Annotated in this window: 20 protein-coding genes; 9 read left to right on the forward strand and 11 right to left on the reverse strand. The window is 69.6% G+C overall.

Going from position 1 to position 18,060, the window contains the following annotated elements:
- Nucleotides 1-2: 2 nt before the first annotated feature.
- Nucleotides 3-1,229, reverse strand: a complete 1,227-nt coding sequence (locus ACFQW8_RS15390; RefSeq protein WP_380088908.1) for an extracellular catalytic domain type 1 short-chain-length polyhydroxyalkanoate depolymerase — start codon at nucleotides 1,227-1,229, stop codon at nucleotides 3-5.
- Nucleotides 1,230-1,449: 220 nt separating this feature from the next.
- On the opposite strand from ACFQW8_RS15390, the gene ACFQW8_RS15395 reads away from it, so the two are divergent.
- Both ACFQW8_RS15395 and ACFQW8_RS15400 read left to right on the forward strand, forming a co-directional pair.
- Entirely contained in the window at nucleotides 1,450-1,992 is a 543-nt protein-coding gene (locus ACFQW8_RS15395) for an RNA polymerase sigma factor (RefSeq protein WP_380088910.1), read from the forward strand.
- On the forward strand, nucleotides 1,989-2,957 hold the full coding sequence (locus ACFQW8_RS15400) for a hypothetical protein (protein ID WP_380088911.1): 969 nt from the start codon (nucleotides 1,989-1,991) through the stop codon (nucleotides 2,955-2,957). The genes ACFQW8_RS15395 and ACFQW8_RS15400 overlap by 4 nt, the downstream gene beginning before the upstream one ends.
- Before the next feature lie 19 nt (nucleotides 2,958-2,976).
- Here the strand turns inward: ACFQW8_RS15400 and nadA are convergent, their stop codons facing one another.
- The 4 genes from nadA to ACFQW8_RS15420 all read right to left on the reverse strand — a co-directional run bounded on the left by nadA (nucleotide 2,977) and on the right by ACFQW8_RS15420 (nucleotide 8,076).
- Nucleotides 2,977-4,170, reverse strand: a complete 1,194-nt coding sequence (nadA, locus tag ACFQW8_RS15405; RefSeq protein ID WP_380088913.1) for a quinolinate synthase NadA — start codon at nucleotides 4,168-4,170, stop codon at nucleotides 2,977-2,979.
- Nucleotides 4,171-4,246: 76 nt separating this feature from the next.
- Complete coding sequence (locus ACFQW8_RS15410) at nucleotides 4,247-4,933, reverse strand: M15 family metallopeptidase (protein ID WP_380088915.1); 687 nt, start codon at nucleotides 4,931-4,933, stop codon at nucleotides 4,247-4,249.
- A gap of 96 nt (nucleotides 4,934-5,029) precedes the next feature.
- Nucleotides 5,030-6,418 carry an ATP-binding protein gene (locus ACFQW8_RS15415; protein ID WP_380088917.1) on the reverse strand — a complete coding sequence of 463 codons (1,389 nt, stop codon included), beginning with the start codon at nucleotides 6,416-6,418 and terminating at the stop codon, nucleotides 5,030-5,032.
- Nucleotides 6,418-8,076: an FAD-dependent oxidoreductase gene (locus tag ACFQW8_RS15420; RefSeq protein ID WP_380088918.1), complete on the reverse strand. Its 1,659-nt coding sequence runs from the start codon at nucleotides 8,074-8,076 to the stop codon at nucleotides 6,418-6,420. Before ACFQW8_RS15420 ends, ACFQW8_RS15415 begins: the two co-directional genes overlap by 1 nt.
- 178 nt (nucleotides 8,077-8,254) lie before the next feature.
- On the opposite strand from ACFQW8_RS15420, the gene ACFQW8_RS15425 reads away from it, so the two are divergent.
- Both ACFQW8_RS15425 and ACFQW8_RS15430 read left to right on the forward strand, forming a co-directional pair.
- A complete protein-coding gene (locus ACFQW8_RS15425) occupies nucleotides 8,255-9,418 on the forward strand; it encodes a glycerate kinase family protein (RefSeq protein ID WP_380088919.1) in 1,164 nt (387 codons plus the stop codon).
- 120 nt (nucleotides 9,419-9,538) lie between these two features.
- On the forward strand, nucleotides 9,539-9,925 hold the full coding sequence (locus ACFQW8_RS15430; RefSeq protein ID WP_380088921.1) for a HesB/IscA family protein: 387 nt from the start codon (nucleotides 9,539-9,541) through the stop codon (nucleotides 9,923-9,925).
- A 147-nt stretch (nucleotides 9,926-10,072) separates the two neighbouring features.
- Here ACFQW8_RS15430 and ACFQW8_RS15435 read toward each other — a convergent pair whose 3' ends face one another.
- The 4 genes from ACFQW8_RS15435 to ACFQW8_RS15450 are packed head-to-tail and all read right to left on the reverse strand — an operon-like array spanning nucleotide 10,073 to nucleotide 11,746.
- Nucleotides 10,073-10,798 (reverse strand): flavodoxin family protein, encoded by a 726-nt coding sequence (locus ACFQW8_RS15435; RefSeq protein ID WP_380088923.1) that lies wholly within the window; start codon nucleotides 10,796-10,798, stop codon nucleotides 10,073-10,075.
- A 44-nt stretch (nucleotides 10,799-10,842) separates the two neighbouring features.
- Nucleotides 10,843-11,094, reverse strand: coding sequence for a hypothetical protein (locus ACFQW8_RS15440; RefSeq protein ID WP_380088925.1), 252 nt, complete (start codon nucleotides 11,092-11,094; stop codon nucleotides 10,843-10,845).
- Complete coding sequence (locus ACFQW8_RS15445) at nucleotides 11,079-11,378, reverse strand: hypothetical protein (RefSeq protein WP_380088926.1); 300 nt, start codon at nucleotides 11,376-11,378, stop codon at nucleotides 11,079-11,081. Before ACFQW8_RS15445 ends, ACFQW8_RS15440 begins: the two co-directional genes overlap by 16 nt.
- Nucleotides 11,375-11,746: a PadR family transcriptional regulator gene (locus ACFQW8_RS15450; RefSeq protein WP_380088927.1), complete on the reverse strand. Its 372-nt coding sequence runs from the start codon at nucleotides 11,744-11,746 to the stop codon at nucleotides 11,375-11,377. Before ACFQW8_RS15450 ends, ACFQW8_RS15445 begins: the two co-directional genes overlap by 4 nt.
- Before the next feature lie 93 nt (nucleotides 11,747-11,839).
- On the opposite strand from ACFQW8_RS15450, the gene ACFQW8_RS15455 reads away from it, so the two are divergent.
- Together ACFQW8_RS15455 and aat are read left to right on the forward strand one after the other, a co-directional pair.
- Nucleotides 11,840-12,823, forward strand: coding sequence for a carbohydrate kinase family protein (locus tag ACFQW8_RS15455; protein WP_380088929.1), 984 nt, complete (start codon nucleotides 11,840-11,842; stop codon nucleotides 12,821-12,823).
- A 10-nt stretch (nucleotides 12,824-12,833) separates the two neighbouring features.
- A complete protein-coding gene (gene aat / locus ACFQW8_RS15460; protein WP_380088931.1) occupies nucleotides 12,834-13,520 on the forward strand; it encodes a leucyl/phenylalanyl-tRNA--protein transferase in 687 nt (228 codons plus the stop codon).
- A 3-nt stretch (nucleotides 13,521-13,523) separates the two neighbouring features.
- On the opposite strand, the gene ACFQW8_RS15465 is transcribed toward aat, so the two are convergent.
- Both ACFQW8_RS15465 and ACFQW8_RS15470 read right to left on the reverse strand, forming a co-directional pair.
- The gene (locus tag ACFQW8_RS15465; RefSeq protein ID WP_380088932.1) at nucleotides 13,524-13,766 is read right to left on the reverse strand and encodes a sulfurtransferase TusA family protein; all 243 of its coding nucleotides are present in this window, start codon (nucleotides 13,764-13,766) and stop codon (nucleotides 13,524-13,526) included.
- Entirely contained in the window at nucleotides 13,763-14,893 is a 1,131-nt protein-coding gene (locus ACFQW8_RS15470) for a cysteine desulfurase family protein (protein WP_380088933.1), read from the reverse strand. Before ACFQW8_RS15470 ends, ACFQW8_RS15465 begins: the two co-directional genes overlap by 4 nt.
- A gap of 60 nt (nucleotides 14,894-14,953) precedes the next feature.
- Between ACFQW8_RS15470 and ctaC the strand changes: the two genes are divergently transcribed.
- From ctaC to ACFQW8_RS15485, 3 genes are read left to right on the forward strand one after another with little or no spacing between them, the layout of a single operon-like run.
- Nucleotides 14,954-15,880 carry an aa3-type cytochrome oxidase subunit II gene (gene ctaC, locus ACFQW8_RS15475; protein WP_380088935.1) on the forward strand — a complete coding sequence of 309 codons (927 nt, stop codon included), beginning with the start codon at nucleotides 14,954-14,956 and terminating at the stop codon, nucleotides 15,878-15,880.
- 31 nt (nucleotides 15,881-15,911) lie between these two features.
- A complete protein-coding gene (ctaD, locus tag ACFQW8_RS15480; protein WP_380089796.1) occupies nucleotides 15,912-17,642 on the forward strand; it encodes an aa3-type cytochrome oxidase subunit I in 1,731 nt (576 codons plus the stop codon).
- 3 nt (nucleotides 17,643-17,645) lie between these two features.
- Complete coding sequence (locus ACFQW8_RS15485) at nucleotides 17,646-18,050, forward strand: cytochrome c oxidase subunit 4 (protein WP_380088936.1); 405 nt, start codon at nucleotides 17,646-17,648, stop codon at nucleotides 18,048-18,050.
- The last annotated feature ends 10 nt before the right edge of the window (nucleotides 18,051-18,060 follow it).

Below are 18,060 nucleotides of genomic sequence, written 5' to 3' on the forward strand. Positions count from 1 at the left end.
CGTCAGCACTTCTGCCAGTAGCCCGGGGTCGTCTCGCGCACCGCTGACGTGTTGAAGGTGTTGTAGAGGCCGAGGTTGTCGTTCGAGCCGAGGGCCAGTGCGTAGCCGCCCGAGTGCCTCGCCCGACCTGCCTGGACGTGCGCATAGTTCGTGGACGTCACACAGGTCGGTGTGCTGGTCGCCGTCGGCGTGGGCGAGGGTGTCGGGGTGGCAGTCGCCGACCCCGTGGGCGACGTCGTCGGTGTGGGTGACGGAGGCGACCCGAGCAGCCCGAAGAACTGGGCGTCGTGGTGGGCGCCGCAGACGGTGTCGATGAAGTAGGCACCCGCGGTGCCGCACTGGGTCGGACCGCTGCCGGGATCCACCGGCGTGCCGTGGCCCATGCCGACGATCTCGGTGAGTCGCACAGCGCCTCCGCCGTACTCCGTCCAGGTCACTCCCGACGCCAACGTGCCCGTGGCGGTGGGTGACTGGCTCACACCGGCGACGTCGGTCCACTGGTCACGCAGCTCCCGCCCGTTCATGGGGGTCACGGTCGTGTCGGACTGGCCGTGCCAGACGGCGACCTTGGGTCGCGGTCCGGACCACGCGGCATACCCCGCTCTGGCAAGGTCACCCCACGCGCGCGGCGTCTTGTCCACGCCCGGGTTCATGCACGAGTAGGCCTGTGCCACAGTCGTCGCGCACCCGTGCGCGATCCCGGCGTTGACGGATCCACCGGCAAAGAGATCCGGGTATGCCGCGAGCATGCTGGCCGTCATGGCGCCGCCCCCCGAGAGCCCGGTGACGTAGACCCGGCTCGGGTTCGCCCCATAGGCCGAGATCGCATGCCGGACCATGCTGGCGATCGAGGCGACCTCACCCTGCCCGCGGGTGACGTCGGCCGACTGGAACCAGTTGAAGCACCGGCTCGAGTTGTTGGTCGTGGACTGCTGGGGTAGGACGACCGTGACGCCCCGGCGGTCGGCGAGGTCACGCCACCCCGAGCCGCTCAGGTAGCCCGCCGCGTCCTGGGTGCACCCGTGCAGGGCGACGACCAGGGGAGCGCCACTGGCTGCGTTGTCCGGGCGATAGCTCCACATCGTCAGGGCGCCGGGGTTGGAGCCGAACGACGTCACCTGCTGGAGCGTGGCAGCGGACGCCCCCTGTGCCGTGACGACGCCCAGGGTGGCCGCAGCGGCCACCGCCAGCGCGGTCGTCCAGCGGAGCAGCCAGTGGGTGCGCACCATGTCTCCCAGTTCCGGGAATCGCCGTCGACGCCCTGGTCCGTTCGACGTTAGTGACGCGCGTCGCCAGAGAAGGTGGTCGCTGCTCCCATGATCGGGCTCGGCGGGTTGGTCCCGCACACCATGTGAGCTGCCCGAGTGAGGAGGTGACCAGTTCTCGTGAGCGGTCAACCTTTTGGGCGGTCAGTGCGACTGTCTTGGTGTGAGTCCACTTCTGCGATCGATGAGCAGGGCCGAGGCAGGTGCGCCGGACACGGTCGCCGACGTGGGTCGTGACGAAGCCATCGCCGTGCTCTTCCGGGCGCACTGTGCAGACCTGATCCGCCTCGGATATGCGCTCACGGGGGACAGGGGGGCGGCCGAGGAGGCAACTCAGGACGCCTTCATCTCGCTCTATCGGCACTGGAACTCCGTGCGTGACCACTCGGCGAGCCGGGCCTACCTCCGAGCCGCCGTCGTCAACCGGTGCCGGTCGGTGCACCGACGTCGTGCGCGCACGATCCGCGCGGTTGAACCCCTCCGGCCCGATCTCGTCTCGTCGCCGGGGGCTGACAGTGACGCCCTTGCGCACGAAGCCTCCCACCGCATCGCAAGCCAGGTCCGGATCCTCCCGCAGCGACAGCGCGAGGTCATCGTGTGCCGCTACTACCTCGACCTCACCGAGCGCGAGACCGCCGACCTGCTCGACGTGACCGTCGGATCTGTCAAGAAGCACGCCAGCAGGGCGATCGCCAAGCTGCACGACCAGTTGGAGGTGTCACCATGAGCGCCATCGAGGACCTGCTCCGCGACGCCCTCCATGGCGAGGGTGACGCGATCGACGTCACCGACGCCGACGTCGCCCGCCTCGAGACCGAACTGCGTGAGGCCATCGAGGGACGTCCGCGCGCCGGCATCGTGTCCGTGCCGCGCCGACGGATCACCGTGAGCGTCGCCGCGGCCGTGGCCGCGGCTGTCGCACTCGTCGCGGGCGGATATGCCCTGGGGCAGAGGGAGCGGGGGCCCACCCAGCCGGCGGGAGCCCCGACCCAGGAGCAACCGCCGGTTCCACCATGGCTCGTCGGCCTGTGGCGCGCCGAGGGGAACTCCCAGTGGTTGTGGGAGTTCAGGGCAGATGGACGGGTCGGGGTGACGGACAACTCAGGCGGGTACCTGAGGGGCGACACCGTAAAGGACAGGATCACCCGACGGGTGGGCGACCAGTTCACGCTCGACGGTGCGGAACCTATCGCCGGATGCGATGGCACCGACAGCTTCCGACTGCTGTCACCCGGGGTCCTGATGTTTGCGAGTCTGACCGAGGGCTGCCAACCGGATCCAGACGGATTCCCCCTTCAACGCGTGCTTCCGCGACCGGCCGGCCCTCAGGCAGAGGAGCCAGCCGTCCCCGCCACGGACCCGTTCGTCGTCGACTCAAACGGATCGCTCGAAGGGTCATGGCTGCACGTGGAATCGGGAACTCTGCTGTCGGTCGGTCTGCGCCCCGTCGGAGCATCCCTGACCTACGTCATCGACGACGACGGCGACGGGTCCACTGATCCGGACCAGCGCGGGCTGATCTCGGTGAACACGAATGGGTCCGTGCAGGTGCGCCCCTTCGCGCAGGACACCCCAGGGTGTTCTCCCGTGTTCACGAAGGTGGTGTCCAACGAAGCGACCCTCACGACGACAAGTGCTGCCGGTGGCTGCTTCCCCGCAGGAAGCCGACAGACCTGGATCCGGCTCCACTGAGCCGACGCCTCCCGGTCAGTCAGTCCTTGGACGTCTCCCCCGGGAGGGCCAACATCTGGTCGAGAGCGGCTCGCGCCTCGACGGCGACCTGCTCGTCGACCCGGATCGCGTTGACGACCCGGCCGTCCACGAGGGACTCGAGGGCCCACACGAGGTGCGGCAGGTCGATGCGGTTCATCGTCGAGCAGTAGCAGACGTTCTTCTCCAGGAAGGTGATGCGCTGCTGGGGGAACATCTGGCCGAGGCGCTGGACGAGGTTGAGCTCCGTGCCGACCGCCCAGGCCGTGCCGTCCGGTGCCGCGGCGATCGTCTGGATGATCTTCTCGGTCGAGCCGACCTCGTCGGCCAGCTCGACGACCTCGTGACGACACTCGGGGTGCACGATGACCTTGACGCCGGGGATGGTGGCTCGAGCGGCCTCGACGGCCTCCGTGGTGAAGCGTCCGTGGACCGAGCAGTGTCCGCGCCACAGGATCATCCTGGCTGCCTGGAGCTGCTCGACCGTCAGACCACCCATGGGACGGTGCGGGTCCCAGACGACGCAGTCGTCGAGCGAGCCACCGAGGTCGCGCGCCCAGGTGTTGCGTCCGAGGTGCTGGTCGGGCAGGAAGAGCACCTTGCCGGCGCCGCCGACGCCACCGGACTCACCGAACGCCCAGGTGAGCGCGGTCCTCGCATTCGAGGACGTGCACACGGTGCCGGAGTGGCGACCGGTGAAGGCCTTGATCGCGGCCGAGCTGTTCATGTAGGTCACGGGAATGGTCTGCTCCGCGACCCCGGCGTCGACGAGCTGGTCCCAGCAGTCCTCGACCTGGGCGATGGCCGCCATGTCGGCCATGGAGCACCCCGCCGCGAGGTCCGGCAGGATCACCGTCTGGTCGTCGCTCGTGAGGATGTCGGCCGACTCGGCCATGAAGTGGACGCCGCAGAAGACGATCCAGGGCGCATCGGGTCGCGCGGCGGCCTCCTTGGCCAGCTTGAACGAGTCACCGGTGACGTCGGCGAACTCGATGACCTCGTTGCGCTGGTAGTGGTGGCCGAGGACGAACACCTTGTCGCCGAGCGCCGCCTTGGCCGCGCGGGCCCGGGCCACCAGGTCCGGGTCGGAGGGCAGCGGGAGGTCGCCGGGGCACTCGACTCCGCGCTCGCTGTGCAGGTCGCGTCCCTGGCCGAGGACGAGGAGCGGAAGCGGGGCGGGGGTCGTGGTCGTCACCCGACGATCGTATGCCGGGTGGCTGGATGTCGTGTCCCGTGCCTTTCGTGACGACGCCGGGCACGAGAGACCTCGCTCAGGGCTGGGGGATCTCCATGTGCTGGTAGTCCTTGAGCGAGGTCCAGTGCCCGCCCCAGTCGAAGCCACGGCTCGTGAACGACGTCACGGTGATGTCGCCGTCGATGAGCATGCCGGGACGGACGTCGGTGCGGTCGAGGAACCCTCTTCCGGCTGGCGGGTAGACGCTGGAGCCCTTGACGTAGGGATTCTCGATCGTGTTGATGTCGATGGCCTTGCCATAGGAGTGCGTCGAGTAGCGGGTGCCGCCCGTGATGGCTCGGCAGTTGAAGGCCGAGGTGTTGTCGGCGTCCATCGACGCGTCGTCGGACCCTCCGTAGTTCTCGATCAGCTCCATGCGGCGGATCGGGAAGTCATCGAGGTAGAGCTTGCGGAAGGCGTTGACGGTGTCGCGGGCGATGTCCTCGTGGACCATGAGCTGGCCTTCGTGGTCCTCGCCGTCGAACCCGCGATGGGTCATGTCGATGATCCGCAGGTCCTCGATGGGGACGGGGCAGCCGGGCTTCCACGAGACGCCGAGCATGGTGGCGCGGGTCGCGTCGTCGACGGGGCGGATCACTGCGTGGAAGCCGCCTCCCGGTGGAAGTCCCCTGCCGTCGGGCGTGGCCGAGGCCGACGGCCCGCTGGCGGCAACCGCCCCCAGTGCGGCGACAGTGGTGGCGATGGCAAGGTGGCGCAGCTTCACGGGGTGACTCCTGGTGGTCGTGAGTTGTTTCCCTTCATGCAACCACGTCCGTGAAGAAGTTTCACCCGGTGGCGGCTCAGTCCGTCCTGCCGGCGATCAGCTCTGCCCGCCCACGGGCAGGCTCACCCGCATGCTCGTCCGGCCGGGACGCGAGTCGATCGAGATCTCTCCCGAGTGCCGTTCGACGACGATCCGTCGGGAGATGTCGAGCCCGAGTCCGGTGCCCTTGCCCACGTCCTTCGTCGTGTAGAACGGCTCGAAGGCACGCGCCTGCACGTCGGCAGGCATCCCGGGACCGGAGTCCTCGATGGTCACGATGACCAGCCCGAGCTCGTCGACGTGGGTGGAGACCCGGAGGGTGCCGTTGCCGTCCATGGCGTCCACGGCGTTGTCGATCAGGTTGGTCCACACCTGGTTGAGCTCGCCCGGGATGCCCTCGATCGTCGGTACCTCCGGGGTGAAGTCGCGTTCGACCGTGATGCCCTCGAGCTTGTGGGCCAGCATCGTCAGCGTGCTCTCCAGCCCTTCGACCAGGTCGATCCGCTGGACCCCGGCGCGATCGAGCTGCGAGTAGGAACGCACTGCGCCAACGAGGCTCGAGATGCGCCCGGTCGCGTCCTTGACCTCCGACAGGAGCGCGTGCACGGTCAACGAGTGGGCCACCCACTCGATCCCGGGCGCGAGCGCAGCCGGACCGACAGCCTCCTCCACCTCGTCGCACCAGCCCGTGTCCATCCCCGCCGCTGCCAGTGCCGGGGCGAGCATCCAGGCCTCGTCCACACCGTGGTCCGCGAGCCAGTCCGCCAGCTCGTCCTCGCGGTCAGCCACTGCGAGCCGATCGAGCGCGGCTGCCTGCGGAGCGGCGACGTGGCGCAGCTCCTCGAGGCGGGCCACCTGTCCAGGCGTGACGCCTTGCGACACCAGGCGCAGCATGGCTGAGACCAGGGCCTCGGAGGTCGTTGCCAACGAGTCCACGGCCCGGGTGGCGGCGGCCGCAGGGTTGTTGATCTCGTGGGCCAGCCCAGCCGCGAGCGTCCCCAGCGCGACGAGCGCCTCGCGCTGTCGGGCGTTCGACTCCACTCGCCGCACCGTGTCGACCAGGCCACGGATGAAGTGCACGCCGAACGCGAACCACTCGTTGCCGAGCCTGCCGAGCTCGTGGGAAGGAACACGCATGAGCCGGGTGCGCTCCACCACGCGTCCGGTCGCGAAGCACAGCGCGTTGGGGTCCCAGGCGGCGAACCCGCCTGCCCACTGCCCGGGGGTCGTCATGGCCCCGACGACCGTCTCCTCCTTGCCGACGCGCTTGAGGAGGTTGACCGACCCCTCGAGCATCACCCACCACATGTCGGCGGGTTGCCCCTCACGCCACAGCTCCTCGCCCGGCTCGGCGACCATCTCGCTGCCGACGTGCTCCAGCTGTGCGAGCTGTGCGTCGCTCAGGCCGTCGAACAGGGCGATCCGGCGCAGGTCCTCGAGCGCCATCAGATCGTCGCCAGGTAGCGGTGGACCAGATAGACCGACATGGCGCCCTCACCGACCGCCGAGGCGACCCGCTTCATCGAGTCCTGGCGGACGTCGCCCGCAGCGAAGACGCCCGGGACGCTCGTCTCCAGGGCGAAGGGTGGCCGGGGGAGCGGCCACTGCTCACCACTCGGACTCGCCATCATCTCCTGCCCGGTCAACAGGAACCCCTTGGCGTCACGAGCCACGTCGCCAACCCAGTCGGTCCGGGGAGTCGCACCGATGAAGACGAACAGCCAGCTGGCCCTCACCTCCTCCTCGTCTCCCGACGCACGGTCGACCAGGGTGAGGCGCTCGAGATGCCCCTCACCGGAGACGGCCCCGACCTCGGTGTTCAGGCGCACCTCGACGTTCGGCGTCGAACGGATCCGGTCGACCAGGTACTGCGACATGCCGGCCTCCAGCTCACTGCCACGCACCAGCATCACGACGCGCCGGGCGTGACGGGCGAAGTTCAGCACCGCCTGGCCGGCGGAGTTCGCGGCACCGACGATGTAGACGTCCTCACCCTCGCACTGGAGCGCCTCGTTCGCCGAGGCCCCGTAGTACACGCCTCGCATGCCGAGCTCCTCGACCCCTGGCGCGTCGAGGCGGCGGTAGGACACGCCTGTGGCCACCAGGACGGCGCGCGCCTCGATGGAGTCGCCTCCCTCGAGGAGGACGGCGCGGACCGGGCCTCTCGTCTCGAAGCCGGTGACACCGCTGGCGAGGACCGTCTCCGCGCCGAAGCGGGCTGCCTGGGCGACCGCTCGGTGGGTGAGGTCCGCTCCCGACAACCCCTTCGGGAAGCCGAGGTAGTTCTCGATCGACGCACTCTGGGCGGCCTGACCCCCCGGGGCGTCACGCTCGACGACCACCGTGGACAGCCCCTCCGAGGCCGCGTAGACGGCGGCGGCGAGGCCCGCCGGCCCCGCCCCGACGATGCACAGGTCATAGAGGGTCTGCTCTGCCCGGGTGCGCAGACCCAGCGCTGCGGCGAGGTCTCGTGTGGAGGGAGAGGCCAGCGAGTCACCGTCGGGAACAAGGACCAGGGGGAGGTCGTCGGCCGTGCGCTTGGCGAGGTCGAGCAGCAGCCGTGCCTCCTCGTCGCGCTCCAGGTCCAGCCATCGGTAGGGGACGTGGTTGCGCGCCAGGAAGGTCTTGATCTCGTAGCTGCGCTCCGACCACCGGTGGCCGAGGACGCGCACCTCGGAGGTCTCCGGGGGATGTGCATCGACCCAGTCGTCGAGAAGCCCGTCGACGACGGGGTAGAGCTGCTCCTCGGGTGGGTCCCAGGGCTTGAACATGTAGTAGTCCAGGGCGATGTCGTTGATCGCCCTGATGGCGACGTCAGTGTCGGCATAGGCCGTCAGGAGCAGGAGCTTGGACTCCGGGGACTTCTCACGCACCTCCGCCAGCATCTCGATCCCGGTCATCTGCGGCATCATCTGGTCCGAGACCACGAGCGCCACCGACCGGTCTCGCAGGATCAGCTCGTCCAGCAGGGCAAGCGCTTCGCCCCCGGAGGTGGCCGACACCAGGCGGTACTCGCCGCCGTAGCGCTTGCGAAGGTCGCGCACGATCGCCTGGGACACGACGGGGTCGTCATCCACGGCAAGGATGGTGGGCTTGGAGGCCATGTCGCTCGTTCCGTCGGCGCGCCTGGTGCACGCACGATCCTGCCAGCAGGCGGACCCGGCTGCGGCCCATACGCGAGAACGCGGAACCACGAAGGCACGCCGGTCGAGGGGGGCACCGTGCGGAGCCTCCCGTGCCGGGCCTCGCCATGGCCGAGGGGCACCCGATACCGTGCGTGCCGTGCACGTCGTCATCGCCCCGGACTGCTTCACCGGAACCCTCACCGCCACCCAGGCCGCGGAGGCGATGGCGGCGGGATGGCACGACACCGCCCCCCAGGACACCCTGACCCTGCTCCCGCTGTCCGACGGCGGGCCGGGCTTCCTCGACGTCCTCGCGGGCGCTCTCGACGGAGACATCGTGGCGCTCACCGTCAGCGACCCCCTCGGGCGCGAGGTGCCCGCAGCGGTCCTCGTCGCGGGTGCGCCGGGTGAGCGGACGGCATACATCGAGTCTGCCCAGGCCGCAGGCCTGCACCTGCTCGCCGCCGACGAGCGCAACCCCGCGCTCACGAGCACCTGGGGAGTGGGCCAGCTGCTCCTGGCCGCCCTCGCGGAGAAGCCCCAGCGCATCGTCGTCGGCCTCGGCGGCAGTGGCACCAACGACGGTGGCGCCGGGCTGCTCGCTGCCCTCGGCGCCGGTCCGGCCGAGCACCTGGCCCGTGGTGGCGGGGCCCTCGCCGATGCGCCCGACGACGCGCTGTCCGGGCTGCTGTCGGCGCGCGAGCAGCTCGCCGGTGTCGACCTCGTGCTGGCGACCGACGTCGAGAACCCGCTGCTCGGCTTCAAGGGCGCCAGTGCCGTCTTCGGGCCGCAGAAGGGCGCCACACCCGAGCTCGCCCAGGAGCTCGAGGGCGCCCTCGGACGGTTCACCGAGATCGTGGCTCGCACCGTCCCCGAGCCCCTCGACCTCCTGACCGGCGCGCCTCGGCGACTCGACCGCGAGCCCGGGGCTGGAGCTGCTGGTGGCCTCGGCTACGCGCTGTTCCTCCTCGGTGGACACCGGGTCAGCGGGGTCGAGCTGGTCCTCGACACCGTCGGGTTCCGTGACGTCGTGCGCGGCAGTGAGCTCGTCGTGACCGGCGAGGGCACGTTCGACTGGCAGAGCCTCCAGGGCAAGGTCGCGTCCGGCGTGGCCGTGGCGGCCCTCGAAGCCGGCCTCCCCAGCATCGTGCTCGCCGGACAGGTCCTCGTCGGACGTCGCGAGACGATGGGGCTCGGGATCAGCGGCACGTATGCCGTCGCCGAGACTCCCGAGGAGGTCGACGCCGCGCTCCTCGACCCGGTCGGCACCCTGCGGGCAAGGGCGGCCCGCGTCGCCAGGACGTGGTCCCCTGCTCGGTGATCCGGTGGAAGAGACGTAGTCTGGGGGGACGCACGGGAACAGATCGCGACTCTCGGCAGTTGCGACCTGATGCACCACCCACAGACCCAGCCCGAGCCCCGACGCATCACAGGAGTGACCATGAGCGAGCTCGACACCCAGACCCCGACCACCACAGCGGCCGAGCCCGGTTCTGCGCCCGCGCACGGCGTCCTCCTCACCGACCTCGCTGCGGGCAAGGTCAAGTCCCTTCTCGCCCAGGAGGGTCGCGAGGACCTGCGCCTGCGCGTCGGCGTGCAGCCCGGCGGCTGCTCCGGACTCATCTACCAGCTCTACTTCGACGAGCGGTCCCTCGACGGTGACCTCGTGCGCGACTTCGACGGTGTCGAGGTCGTCGTCGACCGCATGAGCGGTCCCTACCTCGAGGGCGCCACGATCGACTTCTCCGACACGATCGAGAAGCAGGGCTTCACCATCGACAACCCCAACGCAGGCAGCTCGTGCGCCTGCGGCGACTCGTTCGGCTGAGCCCGGCCAGGCACTGCCGAAGGGCCCCTCACCGTCGTGGTGAGGGGCCCTTCGCGTATGCCGTGGTGCCTGTCTCGCTGATCCGCGCTGGTCTTGACGGAGGTGCGGCGAAGCGTGCGGACTTCAGCGAACCAGAGCCGGCTCGGGTCAGCGGTACTCGGGGTTCGGGTGGTCGAAGCTCGTGCCCCGGTCCCACTCGACCCGCTCGTTGCCGCCGGCGGGGAAGCCGCCTCCCTGCTTGAGCAGCCAGGCGAGATGCATGAGGTTCCAGGTCATGAACGTCGTGTTGCGCTGGGTGAACTCGTTCTGCGGCCCGCCGCTGCCGGCGTCGAGGTAGGACGGTCCCGGGCCGGCCTCACCGATCCAGCCGGCGTCGGCGTTGGGTGGGATCGAGCAGCCCAGGTGCTGGAGGCTGTAGAGGATGTTGGACGCGCAGTGCTTGATGCCGTCCTCGTTGCCGGTGACGATCGCCCCACCGACCTTGCCGTAGTAGATGTACTGGCCCCGGTCGTTGGTCATGCCGCTCATGGCGTAGAGGCGTTCGATGACGCGCTTGGTGACGCTGGAGTTGTCACCGAGCCAGATCGGACCCGCGATGACGATGATGTCGCTGGCCTGCACCCGCTTCCAGATCTGCGGCCAGGCGTCGCTGTCCCACCCGTGCTCCGTCATGTCGGGATAGACACCGGTCGCGATGTCGTGGTCGACGGCGCGCAGCACCTCCACCTCGACACCGTGCTTCTCCAGGATCGCGGTGCTCACGTCGATGAGCCCCTGGGTGTGGCTCTTCTCGGGGGAGCGCTTGAGGGTGCAGTTGAAGATCATGGCCCGCAGGCCAGTGAAGTCGGCGTCCTGCCAGTGGGGGGTGTCCATGAGCACACCCTGCCCCTCTGCCCCTCTGTCCGGCAACGGCGGGGTCAGGCGCCCTCCGGTTCGATGGCAGCGGCCCGGGGCCCGCGTCGCAGGAGTCGCCACGGCTGGGCGACGAGGACGAAGACCAGGAGAGGCGCCACGAGCAACGCCCAGGGCTGCTGATAGCCGGCGTTGATGGTTCCGGGAGTGTGCTGAGCCGTGAAGCTCGTCCCGAGCCATGGGAAGGACCGGACCTCGACGGCGTCGGTCACGCCGGCGGCCTCGACCGTCTGGAGGATCGTCAGGAGGGTGGCCATGAGTCCCCAGAACACGAGCACGAAGGCTGCCGTGGCCCACAGAACCCCTGCGACCAGCGGGGCCGGGACGGGTCGGCCGGCTGCGCGGCATACGCCAGCTGTTTGGGTGACCCGATCCCGAAGAGTGCGCGGGTCACTCCCACGTCGGAGGTGGCCTCGAGGAGGTTGGCGCGCAGCTCCGAGCGCAGGGCGCGGCGGCGGCGCCCACGCACTCCGCGCATCTCCAGCCAGAAGTCGTAGCGCAGGACGGCGGACTCGATCCGGAGGCGGTCGACGGGCTTCATGCGGTGTCCCCTGACTGGTGGGTGGTGGTGGTTGCGGTGCTGGTGGTTGTGGCGGTGGCGGTGGCCACGGACTGGACGAGGTCGCTCCACGAGGTGCGGCGGTGGTCGAGCTCGGCAGCGCCGGCGTCGGTGAGGCGGTAGTACTTGCGCGCCGGACCCGAGTCGCTGCGCAGGAGGTAGGACTCGAGGAAGCCGGCACTCTCGAGGCGTGTGAGACCGGGATAGACCGTGCCCTCGGCGAGCTCGTCGAAGCCGGCCGATCGCAGCTGGGTCACGAGGCCGTAGCCGTAGTGGTCCGTGGTCGCGAGGGCGCTGAGGAGCAGGAGCCCGAGGACTCCTTTGAGCATCTGTGGGTCGTGGGTGGGCACGGCTCTACTGTGATGTGCAGTACTGGGCAATGTCAAGTAGCGCACGGGGGGACGGAGGGTGGCCGGCCCGCCGGGACGGGGTAGGTTGCCGACGTGCGTATCGCTGTCACCGGGTCCATCGCGACCGACCACCTCATGACCTTCAAGGGTCGGTTCGCCGACTCCCTCGTCGTCGAGCAGCTCGACAAGATCTCGGTGAGCTTCCTCGCCGACACGCTGGAGATCCGTCGAGGCGGGGTGGCCGGCAACATCTGCTTCGGCATGGCGGCGCTCGGCCAGCGGCCGCTGCTCGTCGGCGCGGCCGGTGAGGACTTCGGCGACTACCGCAGCTGGCTGACCCGGCACGGCGTCAACTGCGACCACGTCCTCATCTCCACGACCAAGCACACGGCCCGCTTCGTCTGCACGACCGACGACGACATGGCCCAGATGGCGACCTTCTATGCCGGGGCCATGAGCGAGGCGCGGCTCATCGAGCTCGGTCCGATCGAGAACGCCGCCCCGCTCGACCTCGTCCTCATCGGCGCCAACGACCCCGAGGCGATGCTCCGGCACACCGACGAGTGCCGCACCCGCGACATCACCTTCGTCGCGGACCCGTCGCAGCAGCTCGCCTTCGCCGACGGGCCCTTCATCCGCAAGCTCATCGAGGGCGCTGACTACCTCTTCACCAACGAGTACGAAGCGCACCTCACCGAGCAGAAGACCGGATGGAGCGCCGCCGACATCGAGGCCCAGGTGACGACCCGGGTCATCACCAAGGGCAAGGACGGCGCCGTCATCATCACCCGCGGCGAGGAGCCCATCGAGGTCCCCATCGCCGGCGAGACGCGTCGGGCGGACCCGACCGGCGTCGGCGACGCGTTCCGGGCCGGCTTCCTCACCGGGCTCTCGGCGGGCCTCGGTCACCGTCGCTGCGCCGAGATCGGGTCGCTCCTCGCGACCTACGTCCTCGAGACGATCGGCACCCAGGAGTACGTCCTCGACAAGGAGGCCTTCCTCGACCGGCTCGCGCAGTCCTACGGCGACGACTCGGCAGCCGAGGTCGAGCCGCACATCACGTGCGTGAGGCCCTGACACCACGCCCGTGAGCGTCCCGTTCCCTCCTGTCGAGCCGCCCTCCAGCGAGTGGGCCCTCGGACACGTGCGCCCCAGTGCGGGCGAGGACCTCGTCGCTGCCGGTGCCGACCTCGAGCCGGGGACCCTGCTCATGGCCTATCGAGCGGGTCTGTTTCCCATGGGGCTCGGGGACCACGGTGCGCGGCCCATCGGGTGGTGGTCCCCTGAACCACGCGGAGTGCTCGTGCCGGGCGGATTCCGCGAGCGGCGCTCCCTCAAGAAGGCCAGGGCCCGCTTCGAGATCCGCGTCGACACCGCCTTCGCCGACGTCATGGCACGGTGCGCCGACCCCGAGCGCGAGGGTCGCTGGATCACCGACGAGATCATCGCGGCATACACCGGGCTGCACCGGCTCGGCTGGGCGCACAGCGTCGAGACGTGGCGGGACGGGTCTCTCGTCGGCGGGCTCTACGGCATCGCGATCGGTGGTCTCTTCGCCGGTGAGTCGATGTTCCACTCGGAGCGCGACGCGTCCAAGGTCGCCCTGGCCGGTCTGGTCGACATCGTCCACGCCGACGGCGACCCACGCCGGCTCATCGACGTCCAGTGGGCCACCGAGCACCTCGCACGGCTCGGGGTGCAGGAGTGGCCACGGGAGCGATACCTCGCAGCGCTCGGAGAGGCGTTGCAGGCGCCGGCCGTGCAGTTCGGCTGAGCCTCACCCCAGAACGACGGTGTATGCCGTGTGCGCACCCTGTCGTTCGACGGTCACCACATGACCCCGCATCCGGGCCCAGGCCGGGATGTCTGCCTCCGCCGCAGGGTCGTCGGCCCAGGTGAGCACCGTTGTGCCGGAAGGCAGCTCACGCGCCAGCCGCGCAAGGTGGATCACGGGCAGCGGGCACTTGAGGCCTCGAGCATCGACATCGGGTGCCCGGTCCGGATCGGGAGCAGGCTTCACAGGTCGGTCACCCCGAGGCGGGAGCGGAGGTCGGCGACGACGCCGGGGAGCTCGCGGCAGAGGGTCTCCACGTCGCTCGCCCGGTCGGGTGCGACGGCCTCGAGGGGGAGCGTGACCCGGACGTTGCCGTGGGTGAGGGCGCCCATGGCGGCCAGGACGTGGCTGGGCTCGAGGCGGCTCGAGGTGCACGCCGACCCCGACGCGACGACGATCCCGCGCCGGTCGAGGGCGTCGACGAGGCTCTCGCCGTCGACATAGAGCGCGCTGAAGGTCACGACGTGGGGGAGTCGGTCGGTCGGGTCGCCCACAACGTCGACGTCCGGGATGTCGGCGGCGGCCGCCCGGACCCGGTCGACGAGCGCGTGGGCCGAGGCCGACTCGGCAGCACGTGCGTGCGTCGTCTGCTGCCACGCCTCAGCAGCGGCCAGGGCGAGCGGCACCCACGGATCCGCCGGCTCGCGCCCGTGCTCGGGCTCCCACCGCGGGCCCGGCAGGTCGAAGCGCGTTCCGGTCCGGACGACGAGCACCCCGAACGGGGGCCCGGCCACGGACGAGGCGTCCCCGACGAGGACGTCGAAGCTCTCGGGCGTGGGCAGGCGCCCCAGCGAGGAGGTGCCGTCCACCAGGAGCGGAAGGCGAGCTGCACGGCATACCGGGAAGAGGTCCTCGAGGGGCTGGGTCGTGCCGACCTCGCCGTTGGCCTGCTGGAGGGTCACCGCGGCCACCGGCGGACCGGCCGCGAGGGCGGAGCGCAGCGTCTCGGGGAGCAGGCGACCGAGCCGGTCCACGGGCAGGGGATCGGCGTCGGGGTCGGCGTCGTGGGCCTCATGGAGGAGGACGGCCTGGTCGACGGCGGACGTCACGACCCGGGTGCCGACGCGCCGGCGTGCATGTCGCAGACCCGCCACCCCTGTGCGCAGGGCGTGCGCGCCGCTCGGATGGAAGGAGACCTCGTCGGGCCGGACGCCCAGCGACGCGGCGACGCTCTCGCGGGCCCGGTCGAGGAGGAGACGGGCCCGGCGACCGTCCTGGTGGAGGCGTCGAGGGTCGGCCCACCCCGCGTCGAGGGCCGCGAGCAGGGTGTCGCGGGCGGAGGGGTGCAGAGGGCTGCGGGTGGCGTCCAGCACGCCTCGACCGTAACGCCACCCGTCCCAGGGCGGATCCCTTCCATGCACTAGTCTTGGCTCGTGTTCCAGCAGACGAAGCAGGAGGGTGCCGCGGTGCCTCAGCTCGACCCTTTCACGCCCCGCACACGTGGCCGGCGGGTTGCCACCTGGGCCGCTGTGGCCGCGGTGGCGATGCTGGCTCTCAGCGGGTGCGAGCTGGGTGACGTCAGCGACGGATTCCTGCCCCGGGGCGTCACCGAGAACGCCGAGCGGGTGCGCTCGCTCTGGATCGGCGCATGGATCGCGGCCCTCCTCGTGGGAGCCCTCGTCTGGGGCCTCATCCTGTGGTGCGTGGTGGCCTACCGTCGCCGGCGCGACGACAACGAGCTCCCGGTGCAGCTGCGCTACAACGTTCCGCTGGAGATCCTCTACACGATCGTCCCGATCTTCATGGTCGCGGTGTTCTTCTTCTACACCGCTCGTGACCAGAGCGCTCTGCTCGACACCTCCAAGGACCCCGCCGTGACGGTGAACGTCGTCGGCAAGCAGTGGTCCTGGGACTTCAACTACGTCGAGGGCGACGTCCACGAGACCGGCACCCAGGCGATCCTCACGGGCGAGCCCGGCGCCGAGGAGACCATCCCGACGCTGTACCTCCCGGTGGGCGAGCGCGTCGAGTTCGTGCTCACCGCCCGCGACGTCATCCACTCGTTCTGGGTGCCGCAGTTCCTGCAGAAGCTCGACATGATCCCCGGCAAGGTCAACAAGTTCCAGGTCGTCCCGACCGAGGAAGGCACCTTCAGGGGCAAGTGCGCGGAGCTGTGCGGCGCCTACCACTCGCAGATGCTGTTCAACGTCAAGGTGGTGCCCCGTGCGGAGTTCGACGCGCACCTGGCCGACCTGGAGTCACGCGGCCAGACCGGCATGCTGGGCACCGACCTCAACCGTGAGGGCTCGGGCCTGGTTCCCGGCGAGGACGAGAAGCTGCCCGAAGAGCTGAGGAACTGACCAGATGAGCGCGGCAACCGAAACCAGCACCATGCTCCGTGAGCGTGAGTCCACTCGCGCACGGCCGCGGCTCGCGCCCGGCGCCACGGTGGTCAAGTGGATCACCACGACCGACCACAAGGTCATCGGCAACCTCTACTTCATCACCTCGTTCGCGTGGTTCCTCATGGGCGGCGTCATGGCGCTCATCATCCGCGCCGAGCTGCTGCAGCCGGGCATGCAGGTCGTGGACAACCCCGACCAGTTCAACCAGCTGTTCACCATGCACGGCACGATCATGCTGCTCCTGTTCGCGACGCCGCTCTTCGCGGCCTTCGCCAACGCGCTCATGCCGCTCCAGATCGGTGCGCCGGACGTGTCGTTCCCGCGGCTCAACATGTTCGCCTACTGGCTCTACCTCTTCGGCGGCCTCATCGCGGCCGGTGGCTTCCTCACCCCCGGTGGCGCGGCCGCGTTCGGGTGGTTCGCCTACACCCCGCTCTCCGACGCCTCCTACAGCCCGGGCATGGGCGGCAACCTCTGGGTCTTCGGCCTCGCGCTCAGCGGCTTCGGGACCATCCTCGGCTCGGTCAACTTCATCACGACCATCCTCACGATGCGCGCCCCCGGCATGACGATGTTCCGGATGCCGATCTTCGTGTGGACCGTCCTCATTACCTCGATCCTCGTGCTCCTCATCTTCCCGGCGCTGGCCGCCGCGCTCTTCGCGCTCGGCGCCGACCGACGGTTCGGAGCCCACATCTTCGACCCTGACGCAGGCGGCGTGATGCTCTGGCAGCACGTCTTCTGGTTCTTCGGTCACCCAGAGGTCTACGTCATCGCGCTGCCCTTCTTCGGGATCATCTCCGAGATCATCCCGGTCTTCTCCCGCAAGCCGGTCTTCGGGTACAAGACCCTCGTCTACGCGACCATCGCGATCGCCGCGCTGTCGGTCTCGGTCTGGGCCCACCACATGTACGGCACGGGCCAGGTCCTCCTGCCCTTCTTCGCGATCATGACGATGCTCATCGCCGTCCCGACCGGCGTGAAGTTCTTCAACTGGATCGGCACGATGTGGGGCGGCAAGCTCACCTTCGCCACCCCGATGCTGTGGGCCGTCGGCTTCCTCGTGACCTTCCTCTTCGGCGGTCTCACCGGCATCATCCTCGCCAGCCCGGCGCTCGACTTCCACCTCACCGACAGCTACTTCGTCGTGGCGCACTTCCACTACGTCGTCTTCGGCACGGTCGTCTTCGCGATGTTCGGCGGCTTCTACTTCTGGTGGCCCAAGCTCACCGGTCGAATGCTCGACGAGAAGCTCGGCAAGATCCACTTCTGGATGCTGTTCATCGGCTTCCACACCACCTTCCTCATCCAGCACCTCCTGGGCATCTGGGGCATGCCGCGCCGCTACGCCGACTACCTCCCTGAGGACGGCTTCACTCTGGCCAACCAGATCTCGTCGGCCGGCGCCTTCCTCCTCGGCGCCTCGATGCTCCCGTTCTTCTACAACCTCTGGAAGACGTGGCGCTACGCACCACTGGTGGAGACCGACGACCCCTGGGGCTACGGCGCCTCACTCGAGTGGGCGACGTCCTGCCCGCCGCCGCGACACAACTTCAACTCCATCCCGCGGATCCGCTCCGAGCGTCCGGCCTTCGACCTCAACCACCCCGAGGCCGCCCCGGCCGGCTACGACTCCACCGGGCTCGTCAAGGCACTTGGCGCCGCCGACATCGGCGATGACTCCATGTCGAACACGACGAAGAAGCAGGAGTCCTGACCGATGCTGGCGATGGAACGGATCGGCTACATCCTCGGTGTCTTCGCCGCGCTGGTGGCGGTCATCTACGGCTTCTGGAACGAATGGTCCGAGCCCATCGGCGTCGTGTGTCTGGTCGTGACCGCGCTGCTCGGCTTCATGATCGCTGGCTACCTCAACATCACCCGTCGCAAGCTCGACGGTGTGCCTCCCGAGGACGACCCGCTCGGCGAGATCAGCGACATCGCGGGGGACTACGGCTTCTTCAGCCCCTACAGCTGGTGGCCCCTCTGGCTCGGCGTGTCCTGCGCCCTGATCTTCCTCGGGCTGGCCATCGGCTGGTGGGTCGTCGCCCTGGGCGCCCTCTTCGTCATCCCGGCACTCGTCGGCTGGGTCTTCGAGTACTGGAAGGGCCCGCACGCCCTCTGACCGGGGGAGG

This window comes from Knoellia altitudinis (assembly GCF_042666355.1).
Classification (GTDB): Bacteria; Actinomycetota; Actinomycetes; order Actinomycetales; family Dermatophilaceae; genus Knoellia; species Knoellia altitudinis.

Coding starts and splice junctions, on each gene's coding strand:
- ACFQW8_RS15390 (WP_380088908.1), bottom strand. CDS start 1,229: ATGGTGCGCACCCACTGGCTGCTCCGCTGGACGACCGCGCTGGCGGTG.
- ACFQW8_RS15395 (WP_380088910.1), top strand. CDS start 1,450: ATGAGCAGGGCCGAGGCAGGTGCGCCGGACACGGTCGCCGACGTGGGT.
- ACFQW8_RS15400 (WP_380088911.1), top strand. CDS start 1,989: ATGAGCGCCATCGAGGACCTGCTCCGCGACGCCCTCCATGGCGAGGGT.
- ACFQW8_RS15415 (WP_380088917.1), bottom strand. CDS start 6,418: ATGGCGCTCGAGGACCTGCGCCGGATCGCCCTGTTCGACGGCCTGAGC.
- ACFQW8_RS15420 (WP_380088918.1), bottom strand. CDS start 8,076: ATGGCCTCCAAGCCCACCATCCTTGCCGTGGATGACGACCCCGTCGTG.
- ACFQW8_RS15430 (WP_380088921.1), top strand. CDS start 9,539: ATGAGCGAGCTCGACACCCAGACCCCGACCACCACAGCGGCCGAGCCC.
- ACFQW8_RS15435 (WP_380088923.1), bottom strand. CDS start 10,798: ATGGACACCCCCCACTGGCAGGACGCCGACTTCACTGGCCTGCGGGCC.
- ACFQW8_RS15440 (WP_380088925.1), bottom strand. CDS start 11,094: ATGGCCACCCTCCTGACGATCCTCCAGACGGTCGAGGCCGCCGGCGTG.
- ACFQW8_RS15445 (WP_380088926.1), bottom strand. CDS start 11,378: ATGAAGCCCGTCGACCGCCTCCGGATCGAGTCCGCCGTCCTGCGCTAC.
- ctaD (WP_380089796.1), top strand. CDS start 15,912: ATGCTCCGTGAGCGTGAGTCCACTCGCGCACGGCCGCGGCTCGCGCCC.
- ACFQW8_RS15485 (WP_380088936.1), top strand. CDS start 17,646: ATGCTGGCGATGGAACGGATCGGCTACATCCTCGGTGTCTTCGCCGCG.